Consider the following 9937-nt stretch of genomic DNA (forward strand, 5'->3'; position numbering starts at 1 on the left):
CAGCCAGGCGAGCAGGCCGGCCAGCGCGTCGGCGCTGGGCAGGCGGCTGGCCTCGCCGCCGGGCGCGGCCGGCGCCTGCCAGTCGAGCTGCAGATGCGCGACGTGCAGGCGTTCGAGGTATGACGCGGTGCGCTGCAGCCGCCAGTCGAGCTGCACGGTGTCGGCGGCGAGCTGCAGGCGGCGGCCGTCGGCGGCCAGCTGCTGCAGCTCCAGGCGTTCGAGGCGCAGGCCGTGGCGGGACACCTGCAGCCCGTGCCAGTCGAGGCCGACGATGCCCTGTTCCTGCTGCACCTGCAGCCACCACTGCCAGGCGTAGCCGGCCGCGGCCAGTGCGGCAGCCAGCGCGGCGAGCGGCAGGGCGAGCGCCATCCGGCGCAGGGTGCGGCGCCAGCGGGGCGGGCGTGCCGTCATCGGACGGTCCTCGGGTCGGTTGCGCATGCCGGCAAGGGTGGCCCGCCGGCGCCGCGGGGGCAAGGCAGTGGTTCGCGGAATTGCCGGCCGCGCCTGTGGTCCACCGGGGGCTGTGCTAACCTGCGCGACAGTTTTCCGGGCCCTGCCCGCCCGTATTCGAGGACACCCATGCATATCCACATTCTCGGCATCTGCGGCACCTTCATGGGCTCGCTGGCGGTGCTGGCCAAGGAACTCGGCCACCGCGTCACCGGCTCCGACGCCAACGTCTACCCGCCGATGAGCACCCAGCTCGAGGCCCAGGGCATCGAGCTCATGCAGGGCTACGATCCGGCGCACCTCGACCCGGCGCCGGACCTGGTGGTGATCGGCAACGCCCTGTCGCGCGGCAACCCGGCGGTGGAGCGTGTGCTCAACGCCGGCCTGCCCTACGTCAGCGGCCCGCAGTGGCTGGCCGACCACGTGCTGCAGGGCCGCTGGGTGCTGGCGGTGGCCGGCACCCACGGCAAGACCACCACCAGCAGCATGCTGGCCTGGGTGCTGGAGGACGCCGGGATGAGCCCGGGCTTCCTGATCGGCGGGGTGCCGCAGAACTTCGGCGTGTCCGCGCGCCTGGGCGGCACGCCGTTCTTCGTGGTCGAGGCCGACGAGTACGACAGCGCCTTCTTCGACAAGCGCAGCAAGTTCGTCCACTACCGCCCGCGCACCGCGATCCTCAACAACCTGGAATTCGACCACGCGGACATCTTCCCGGATCTGGCGGCCATCGAGCGGCAGTTCCACCACCTGGTGCGCACCGTGCCGGGCGAGGGGCTGATCATCCGTCCGGCCGCCGAGGAGGCGCTCGGCCGGGTGCTGGAGATGGGCTGCTGGACCCCGGTGCAGACCACCGGCCACGGCGGCCAGTGGCAGGCCCATCTGCTCGCCGAGGACGGCTCGCGCTTCGAGGTGCTGTTCGAGGGCGCCGTGCAGGGCAGCGTCGAGTGGGAGCTCACCGGCCGCCACAACGTCGCCAACGCCCTGGCCACCCTGGCCGCGGCGCGCCACGTCGGTGTCACCCCGGCGCAGGGCTGCGCGGCGCTGTCGAGCTTCAGGAGCGTCAAGCGGCGCATGGAAAAGGTCGCCGAGGTCAGGGGCGTCACCCTCTACGACGACTTCGCCCACCATCCGACCGCCATCGCCACCACCCTCGACGGCCTGCGCAAGCGCGTCGGCAGCGCGCCGATCATCGCGGTGATCGAGCCGCGCTCGAACTCGATGAAGCTCGGTGCCCACCGCGAGGGGCTGGCGGACTCGGTGAGCCAGGCCGACCGCGCCATCTGGTACGCGCCGGCCAGCCTCGGCTGGGACCTGGCCGCCAGCGTGGCCGGCTCCACGGTGCCGAGCACCGTGTGCGACTCGCTGGAGGGCATCATCGCCGCGGTCAAGGGCAGCGCCACCCCGGGCACCCAGGTGGTGATCATGAGCAACGGCGGCTTCGGCGGCCTGCACGGCAAGCTGGCCAAGGCGCTGGCCGAATAAGGAGGATGGCGATGAGCGGTCCCGAACGCATCACCCTGGCCATGACCGGCGCGTCCGGCTCGCAGTACGGCCTGCGCCTGCTCGACTGCCTGGTGCAGGAGGAGCGCGAGGTGCACTTCCTGATCTCCAGGGCGGCGCAGCTGGTGATGGCCACCGAGACCGACGTCGCCCTGCCGCCGCGGCCGCGGGCGATGCAGGCGTTCCTCACCGAGTACACCGGCGCCGCGCCCGGGCAGATCCGCGTGTTCGGCCAGGACGACTGGATGGCGCCGCCGGCCTCCGGCTCCAGCGCCCCGGCGGCCATGGTGGTGGTGCCGTGCTCGACCGGCTCGCTGTCGGCCATCGCCACCGGCGCCTGCAACAACCTGATCGAGCGCGCCGCCGACGTGGCGCTCAAGGAGCGCCGCCAGCTGATCCTGGTGCCGCGCGAGGCGCCGTTCTCCACCATCCACCTGGAGAACATGCTCAGGCTGTCCAACATGGGCGCGGTGATCCTGCCTGCCGCGCCGGGCTTCTACCACCAGCCGCAGACCATCGACGACCTGGTCGATTTCGTGGTGGCGCGCATCCTCAACCAGCTGAACATCCCCCAGGACATGCTGCCGCGCTGGGGCGAGCACCACCGGGTGAGCCCCGATGAGTGAACCTGTAGGGGCGAATTCATTCGCCGGCCTCGCCGCGAAGGCGAACAGATTCGCCCCGGCGCTCCTGCTGCTGGCGCCGCTGCTGCTGAGCGGCTGCGCCAGCGTGCGCACCCTCGATGCCGCCAAGCCTGGCGCGCCGCTGATCTATTCCGGCACCCGCCTGGACTGGTACGCCCTCAACGGCGGCTGCTGCCCGCTGGACCGCTTCGGCGCCGAGGCGCCGAAATATCCGGGGCTCGACCTGCCGGCCAGCGCGTTGCTGGACACCCTGCTGCTGCCGCTGTCGATTGCGGCGGAGCTGGGGCTGGGGTTGCAGGTGGTTGGCGGCAACTGAGGCGGCGTCAGGCGCGATCGGTCACTCCACCAGCCCCACCACCTCCGCACAGCCTTCGCTCAACCCGTACTTGCCCTTTGAATCGCGCACCACCCGGCCCATCGCCACCCTGGGGTCGTGGGTGAACACCAGCCGGCCATTGCGCGCCAGCAGGTCCTCGAGCAGCGCGGTCTTTTCCTCGATCAGCCCTTCCGGGAAGCGGTCGTAGCCCATGGTGATCGGCAGGTGCACCCAGGGTGCGCCGGGGATCAGGTCGCCGGCGAACACCACCGGGCCGCCGGGCATCTGCACCTCGGGGAGGAACTGGCCGGGGGTGTGGCCGTCGCTGACGTGGAAGCGCCAGTCGGGGCCGAGGGTCGGCGAGGTCTCGCCGTCGTCGAGCAGTTCCAGGCGGCCGCTGGCTTCGAGCAGTTCGAGCAGCTCGGGGATGTAGGAGGCGCGGTCGCGGGCGTGCGGCGCCAGGGCGCGCTGCCACTGGCGGCGGCCGGTGACGAAGCGGGCGTGGGGGAACAGCAGGCGCGGCGGCTGGCCCTCGGCCCAGGGGGCGAGCAGGCCGCCGGCGTGGTCGAAGTGCAGGTGGGTGAGAACCACCACGTCGATGTCGGCGTCGGACAGGCCCAGCTTCGCCAGGTTGTCGAGCAGCACGTGGCGGCTTTCCTGCACGCCGAAGCGTTCCTTCAGTTCGGGGCTGAAGAAGGCGCCGATGCCGGTTTCCACCAGCACGTTGCGCTCGTCCTCGCGCACCAGCAGGGCGCGGCAGCCGAGATCGATGCGGTGCAGCTCGTCGGCCGGCATCCAGCGCTCCCACAGGGCGCGCGGGGCGTTGCCGAACATGGCGCCGCCGTCGAGTTTCTGGCTGTTGCCGGACAGGGTGGTCAGGGTACGCATGGGGGCTCCTTGTTGTTGTTTTGCTGCGCGCAGCGGCGCGGCAGGCAGTCAGGCTGCCACGCGGAAGAAAAAAACGCGACGGCCGCAGGACGGCACGCCGCGCAAAGTGGCTCACGGGAAACGGGGAAGGCGGTTCAGAACTGCGCGTCGTCGAGTCCGTACAGCGGCGCGCTGCCGGCGCGGATGCTCGCCTCCAGGCTGTGGATGCGCGGCAGCAGCTTGCGGAAGTAGAACTGCGCGGTGGCCAGCTTGGCGGCGTAGAAGGCCTCGTCGGCGCCACGGTTGGCCTGGGCCACGGCGGCCATGCGCGCCCACATGTAGGCGTAGGCGACGTAGCCGAACAGTTGCAGGTAGTCGACCGCGGCGGCGCCGACTTCCGCGGGGTTGGCCGCGGCCTGCTGGCGCAGCCAGTCGCCGCAGTGCTCCAGGCAGTCGAGGGCGGCGAGCAGTTCGCCGGAGAACGGCTGGGCGCTGCCGGCCGGGCTGTCGACGAAGGCGCGGATCTCGGCGGCGAACAGGCGCAGGCCGGCGCCGTCGCCGCCCAGCACCTTGCGGCCGAGCAGGTCGTGGGCCTGGATGCCGTTGGTGCCCTCGTAGATCTGCGCGATGCGCACGTCGCGCACCAGTTGCTCCTGGCCCCACTCGCGGATGTAGCCGTGGCCGCCGAACACCTGCTGGCCGTGCACGCAGCTCTCCAGGCCGGTGTCGGTGAAGAACGCCTTGGCCACCGGGGTGAGCAGGGCGACCAGCGCCTCGGCGTCGCGCCGCTCCTGCGCGTCGCTGGCGAACTTGGCCAGGTCGAGCTGCTGGCCGACCCAGCAGGCGAAGGCGCGCCCGCCTTCGGTGAGCGCCTTCATGGTCAGCAGCATGCGCCGCACGTCGGGCTGGGCGAGGATCGGGTCGGCGCTCTTCTCGGGCGCCACGGCGCCGCCCGGCGCGCGGCCCTGCAGGCGCTCGCGGGCGTAGGCCACGGCGCTCTGGTAGGAGGCCTCGGCGCAGCCGATGCCCTGGATGCCGATCGACAGGCGCTCGTAGTTCATCATGGTGAACATCGCCGCCAGGCCGCGGTTCGGCTCGCCGACCAGCCAGCCGCGGGCGCCGTCGAAGTTCATCACGCAGGTGGCCGAGGCCTTGATGCCCATCTTGTGTTCGATGGAGCCGCAGCTCACCGGGTTGCGCGCGCCGAGGCTGCCGTCGGCTTCGACCAGGAACTTGGGCACCAGGAACAGCGAGATGCCGCGCGAACCGGCCGGGGCGTCGGGCAGGCGCGCCAGCACCAGGTGGACGATGTTCTTGGTGAGGTCCTGCTCGCCGCCGGTGATGAAGATCTTGGTGCCGCTGATGGCGTAGCTGCCATCGGCCTGCGGCTCGGCGCGGGCGCGCAACAGGCCGAGGTCGCTGCCGGCATGGGGCTCGGTCAGGCACATGGTGCCGGCCCACTCGCCGCTGTACAGGCGCGGCAGGTAGGTCTGCTTGAGTTCCTCGCTGGCGTGGGCGTCGATGGCCAGACAGGCGCCGGAGGTCAGCGCCGAGTACAGGGCGAAGCTGGAGCCGGCGGCGTAGAGCATCTCCTCGAACTGCACGGCGAGCATCTTGGGCATGCCCAGGCCGCCGTAGGCCGGGTTGCCGGACAGGCCGACCCAGCCGCCGTCGATGTAGGTGGCGTAGGCCTCGCGGAAGCCGGCTGGGGTGGCCACCGCGCCGTTGTCGAAGCGCGCGCCTTCCTCGTCGCCGCTGCGGTTGAGCGGGGCGAGCAGTTGGCCGGTGACCTTGGCGGCCTCCTCGAGGATGGCGTCGGCGGTGTCGGCGTCGATGCTCTCGCTGAGCGCCGGCAGGCGCGCCCACAGGGCCGGGGCGGCGAAGACTTCATGGAGGACGAAGCGCATGTCGCGCAGGGGGGCGTTGAACTCGGGCATGTCGGAACCTCGATGGATCAGGGCGCGCGGGCGCCCGCTGATTCGTGCGCCCCGGCCATCCGCGGACGGCCGGGGCGCTGTTGCTGTGGGGTCAGTGGGCGACCGCGGCGGCCGAGCCGAGGCCGGTCTGCGCGCGCACGAACTGGTCGTCGAAGGCGGCGCGCTCGCGCATCGCGCGGGCGCTGCGGTCCAGCCTGGAGACCACCACGATGACCAGGAAGGCCAGCGGCATGGAGATCAGCGCCGGGTGGTCGTAGGGGAAGATCGCCTTGGCGTTGCCCAGCACGGTGACCCACACCGCCGGCGACAGGATCACCAGCAGCATGGCGCTGACCAGGCCGGCGATGCCGCCGCACAGGGCGCCGCGGGTGGTCAGGCCCTTCCAGTACATGGCCATGATCAGCACCGGGAAGTTGGTCGAGGCGGCGACGCCGAAGGTCAGGCCGACCAGGAAGGCGACGTTCTGCTTCTCGAACAGGATGCCCAGCAGGATGGCGACGATGCCCAGGCCGACGGTGGCGATGCGGGTCACGCGCATCTCGTCCCGCTCGCTGGCCTGGCCCTTCTTCAGCACGGTGGCGTACAGGTCGTGGGAGATCGCCGAGGCGCCGGCCAGGGCCAGGCCGGCGACCACGGCGAGGATGGTGGCGAAGGCCACGGCGGAGAGGAAGCCGAGGAACAGGTTGCCGCCGACCGCCTTGGCCAGGTGCATGGCCACCATGTTGCCGCCGCCGACCAGCGCGCCCTTGGTGTCGCCGCCGACGAAGTACTGCGGGTCGCTGCCGACGATGACGATGGCGGAGAAGCCGAGGGTGGCGACCACCAGGAAGAAGAAGCCGATGAAGCCGGTGGCGAAGAACACCGACTTGCGTGCTTCCTTGGCGTTGGGCACGGTGAAGAAGCGCATCAGGATGTGCGGCAGGCCGGCGATGCCGAACACCAGACCGAGCGACATCGAGGCGGCGTTGAACGGGTCGGCGAGCATGCTGCCCGGGCCCATGATCGCCTTGCCGATGGCATGGGTGTCGATGGCGCGCTCGGCCAGCGCCGAGTAGCTGAAGCCGAACTCGGCCATGGCCAGGAACGCCAGGGTGGTACCGCCGGCGAGCAGCAGCACGGCCTTGATGATCTGCACCCAGGTGGTGGCGATCATGCCGCCGAAGATCACGTAGACCAGCATCAGCAGGCCGACCACCACCACCGCCACCGGGTAGTCGAGGCCGAACAGCAGCTTGATCAGCTGGCCGGCGCCGACCATCTGCACCACCAGGTAGCAGCACACCACGGTCAGCGAGCCGAACGCGGCGAAGGTGCGGATGCGCGTCTGGTCGAGGCGGTAGGAGACGATGTCGGCGAAGGTGAAGCGGCCGAGGTTGCGCAGGCGCTCGGCCATCAGGAAGGTGATCAGCGGCCAGCCGACGAAGAACGCCACGGTGTAGACGAAGCCGTCGTAGCCCTTGGCGAACATCAGGCTGGACAGGCCGAGCAGGGTGGCGGCGGACATGTAGTCGCCGGCGATCGCCAGGCCGTTCTGGAAGCCGCTGATGCCGCCGCCGGCGGTGTAGAAGTCGGACGTCGAGCGGGTCTGCCGCGCCGCCCACCAGGTGATCGCCAGGGTGCCGAGGACGAAGACGAAGAACATGCCGATGGCGTGCAGGTTGAGCGGCTGCTTCTCGGCCGCGGCGACGCCGGGGCCGGCGAGGGCGGCGGCGGGCAGCAGGGCGAGGGCGGCGAGGCCGAGGGTGCGCAGTGCGTTCATTGCCGGCTCTCCTCGATCAGTTCGGCGTTGAGGGCGTCGAAGCGGGTGTTGGCGCAGCGCACGTACCAGCCGGTGAGCAGCCAGGACAGCACGATCACTGCGGCGCCGACCGGCAGGCCGACGGTCAGCGGGCTGCCCTCGGCCAGCGGCCGGTGCAGCAGTTCGGGGGCGAAGGCCACGGTGGCCATGAACAGGAAGTAGGTGCCGAGCACCGCGGCGCTCAGCGACCAGGCCAGGCGCGAACGGCTCTGCGCCAGCTGGCGGAACTTGGGGTTGTTGCGGATCTGGTCGTAACTCTGGGCATGACGGGTAACGCTGAGGTCCATGAGCGGGCTCCGAGTTGTTGTTGTAGCCGTACCCTGCACGGCGGCGCGCGAGGCGCCGCCGCGTGGTGATCCTGGGCGGGGAGGGGCGGGCCGGAGGGCGGGCTAGAGCGCCCGCGCCCAGTCGCGCAGCACGTACTTCTGGATCTTGCCGGTGGAGGTCTTCGGCAGGGCGTCGAACACCACGGTCTTCGGCACCTTGAAGTGCGCCAGGTGCTCGCGGCAGAAGGTGACGATGTCCGCCTGGCTGGCCGCGTGGCCCTGCTTGAGGGTGACGAAGGCGCAGGGCGTCTCGCCCCACTTCTCGTCCGGGCGGGCCACCACCGCGGCCTCCAGCACCGCCGGGTGGCGGTACAGCACGCCCTCCACCTCGATGGTGGAGATGTTCTCGCCGCCGGAGATGATGATGTCCTTGAGGCGGTCCTTGATCTCCACGTAGCCGTCCGGGTGGCACACGGCCAGGTCGCCGGTGTGGAACCAGCCGCCGGCGAAGGCTTCCTCGGTGGCGGTCGGGTTCTTCAGGTAGCCCTTCATCACCGTGTTGCCGCGCATGAAGATCTCGCCGAGGGTCTCGCCGTCGCGCGGTACCGGCTCGAGGGTCTTCGGGTCGCCGACCATCACCCCTTCCAGGGTCGGGTAGCGCACGCCCTGGCGCGCCTTGATCCGTGCCCGCTCGTCCAGCGACAGGGTGTCCCACTCCTCGTGCCAGGCGCACACGGTGACCGGGCCGTAGACCTCGGTGAGGCCGTAGACGTGGGTGACCTTGATGCCCATCTCCTCCACCGCGCCGATCACCTTGGCCGGCGGCGCGGCGCCGGCGACCATGGCGTTGACTGGATGGTCGATGGCGGCTTTGGCCGAGTCGGGCATGTTGACCAGCGCGTTGAGCACGATGGGCGCGCCGCACAGGTGGGTGACGCGGTGCTCGCGGATCAGGGTGAGGATCTTCTGCGGGTCGACCCGGCGCAGGAGCACGTGGGTGCCGGCCAGCGCGGTGATGGTCCACGGGAAGCACCAGCCGTTGCAGTGGAACATCGGCAGGGTCCACAGGTAGACCGGGTGATGGCCCATCGCCCAGGTCATCTGGTTGCCCATGGCGTTGAGGAAGGCGCCGCGGTGATGGTAGACCACCCCCTTGGGATTGCCGGTGGTACCGGAAGTGTAGTTGAGGCTGATCGCCTGCCACTCGTCGTCCGGGCCCTGCCAGGCGAACTGCGGATCGCCCTCGGCGAGGAAGGCCTCGTAGTCGAGTTCGCTGGTCGGTTGGCCCTCGCCGTACTCGGGGTCGTCGACGTCGATCACCAGCAGCGGCCGGCCGAGCATGCCGACCGCGGCGTGCACCACCTCGTGGAATTCGCGGTCGGCGATCAGCACCTTGGCCTCGCCGTGCTGCAGCATGAAGGCGATCGCCTCGGCGTCCAGGCGCACGTTGAGGGTGTTGAGCACCGCGCCGACCATCGGCACGCCGAAGTGCGCCTCGAGCATGGCCGGGATGTTGGGCAGCATCACCGCCACGGTGTCGCCCTGGCCGATGCCGCGCCCGGCCAGCGCCGAGGCCAGGCGCCGGCAGCGCCGGTAGGTCTCGCGCCAGTCGCGGCGGATGGCGCCGTGGATCACGGCGAGGCGGTCGGGGTAGATGCTGGCGGTGCGCTCGATGAAGCTGAGCGGGGAGAGGGCGACGTGGTTCACGGGGGCGGGCGCGAGGCCCTGCTCGTAGATCGACATGACAGTATCCGCTGGCTGATTGTTAGCTCTGTTCTTGTTCGTGCATCGACGCGGCGCGGCCGGATCGACGACCTGCGGCACCACGTCCCTGTGATGACTTGCCCCGAGCATAGATCGTATTTTCGGAAATGTGTATAGGTTTTTATCTGTAGATATATAGTACAAATACCATATCAGGCGGGAGGGGCCCGGAGACCATGGCGTTGATCGACACTCAGGGGGGCGGGGTGCCGCGCGAAATGCGCGAGCTGCTGCGCCTGGCCGGCGAGAGCGTGGCGCGCGACGAGCTGGCCGACGCCCTGCTGCGCCTGGCGCAGGCGCGGCCCGAGGTGGCGCAGGCCTACTACCTGGCCTGGCAGCCGGCGGCCGGCACCTACGCCGAGCTGGGTAGCGCGCGGCGCCTGCCGCCGGGGGCG

9 protein-coding genes and 1 pseudogene are annotated in these 9937 nt (G+C 70.7%); 4 read left to right on the forward strand and 6 right to left on the reverse strand.

What is annotated here, in order from left to right; genetic code table 11:
- Positions 1-411: pseudogene (locus E5198_RS18450) on the reverse strand (dicarboxylate transport); the annotation flags it as partial.
- 168 nt (positions 412-579) lie between these two features.
- Between E5198_RS18450 and mpl the strand changes: the two are divergent.
- The 3 genes from mpl to E5198_RS18465 are packed head-to-tail and all read left to right on the forward strand — an operon-like array spanning position 580 to position 2910.
- Positions 580-1932: a UDP-N-acetylmuramate:L-alanyl-gamma-D-glutamyl-meso-diaminopimelate ligase gene (gene mpl / locus E5198_RS18455; RefSeq protein WP_136491416.1), complete on the forward strand. Its 1353-nt coding sequence runs from the start codon at positions 580-582 to the stop codon at positions 1930-1932.
- 11 nt (positions 1933-1943) lie between these two features.
- Positions 1944-2576 (forward strand): flavin prenyltransferase UbiX, encoded by a 633-nt coding sequence (ubiX, locus tag E5198_RS18460; RefSeq protein WP_136491417.1) that lies wholly within the window; start codon positions 1944-1946, stop codon positions 2574-2576.
- Complete coding sequence (locus tag E5198_RS18465; RefSeq protein ID WP_136491418.1) at positions 2569-2910, forward strand: YceK/YidQ family lipoprotein; 342 nt, start codon at positions 2569-2571, stop codon at positions 2908-2910. The genes ubiX and E5198_RS18465 overlap by 8 nt, the downstream gene beginning before the upstream one ends.
- 21 nt (positions 2911-2931) lie before the next feature.
- Here E5198_RS18465 and E5198_RS18470 read toward each other — a convergent pair whose 3' ends face one another.
- The 5 genes from E5198_RS18470 to E5198_RS18490 form a co-directional block, all read right to left on the reverse strand.
- Positions 2932-3798 carry an MBL fold metallo-hydrolase gene (locus tag E5198_RS18470; protein ID WP_136491419.1) on the reverse strand — a complete coding sequence of 289 codons (867 nt, stop codon included), beginning with the start codon at positions 3796-3798 and terminating at the stop codon, positions 2932-2934.
- A 134-nt stretch (positions 3799-3932) separates the two neighbouring features.
- Positions 3933-5714 carry an acyl-CoA dehydrogenase C-terminal domain-containing protein gene (locus tag E5198_RS18475; protein WP_136491420.1) on the reverse strand — a complete coding sequence of 594 codons (1782 nt, stop codon included), beginning with the start codon at positions 5712-5714 and terminating at the stop codon, positions 3933-3935.
- Positions 5715-5805: 91 nt separating this feature from the next.
- A complete protein-coding gene (locus E5198_RS18480) occupies positions 5806-7473 on the reverse strand; it encodes a cation acetate symporter (protein ID WP_136491421.1) in 1668 nt (555 codons plus the stop codon).
- A complete protein-coding gene (locus E5198_RS18485; RefSeq protein ID WP_136491422.1) occupies positions 7470-7799 on the reverse strand; it encodes a DUF485 domain-containing protein in 330 nt (109 codons plus the stop codon). Before E5198_RS18485 ends, E5198_RS18480 begins: the two co-directional genes overlap by 4 nt.
- A 102-nt stretch (positions 7800-7901) precedes the next feature.
- Positions 7902-9521: an acyl-CoA synthetase gene (locus E5198_RS18490; protein WP_136491423.1), complete on the reverse strand. Its 1620-nt coding sequence runs from the start codon at positions 9519-9521 to the stop codon at positions 7902-7904.
- Between the two features lie 197 nt (positions 9522-9718).
- Here E5198_RS18490 and E5198_RS18495 point away from each other — a divergent pair.
- On the forward strand, positions 9719-9937 hold a 219-nt coding region (locus E5198_RS18495), incomplete at its 3' end, for a hypothetical protein (protein WP_136491424.1).

The organism is Pseudomonas sp. A-1 (assembly GCF_004801855.1).
Taxonomy (GTDB): Bacteria; Pseudomonadota; Gammaproteobacteria; order Pseudomonadales; family Pseudomonadaceae; genus Geopseudomonas.

Coding starts and splice junctions, on each gene's coding strand:
- mpl (WP_136491416.1), top strand. CDS start 580: ATGCATATCCACATTCTCGGCATCTGCGGCACCTTCATGGGCTCGCTG.
- ubiX (WP_136491417.1), top strand. CDS start 1,944: ATGAGCGGTCCCGAACGCATCACCCTGGCCATGACCGGCGCGTCCGGC.
- E5198_RS18465 (WP_136491418.1), top strand. CDS start 2,569: ATGAGTGAACCTGTAGGGGCGAATTCATTCGCCGGCCTCGCCGCGAAG.
- E5198_RS18470 (WP_136491419.1), bottom strand. CDS start 3,798: ATGCGTACCCTGACCACCCTGTCCGGCAACAGCCAGAAACTCGACGGC.
- E5198_RS18475 (WP_136491420.1), bottom strand. CDS start 5,714: ATGCCCGAGTTCAACGCCCCCCTGCGCGACATGCGCTTCGTCCTCCAT.
- E5198_RS18480 (WP_136491421.1), bottom strand. CDS start 7,473: ATGAACGCACTGCGCACCCTCGGCCTCGCCGCCCTCGCCCTGCTGCCC.
- E5198_RS18485 (WP_136491422.1), bottom strand. CDS start 7,799: ATGGACCTCAGCGTTACCCGTCATGCCCAGAGTTACGACCAGATCCGC.
- E5198_RS18490 (WP_136491423.1), bottom strand. CDS start 9,521: ATGTCGATCTACGAGCAGGGCCTCGCGCCCGCCCCCGTGAACCACGTC.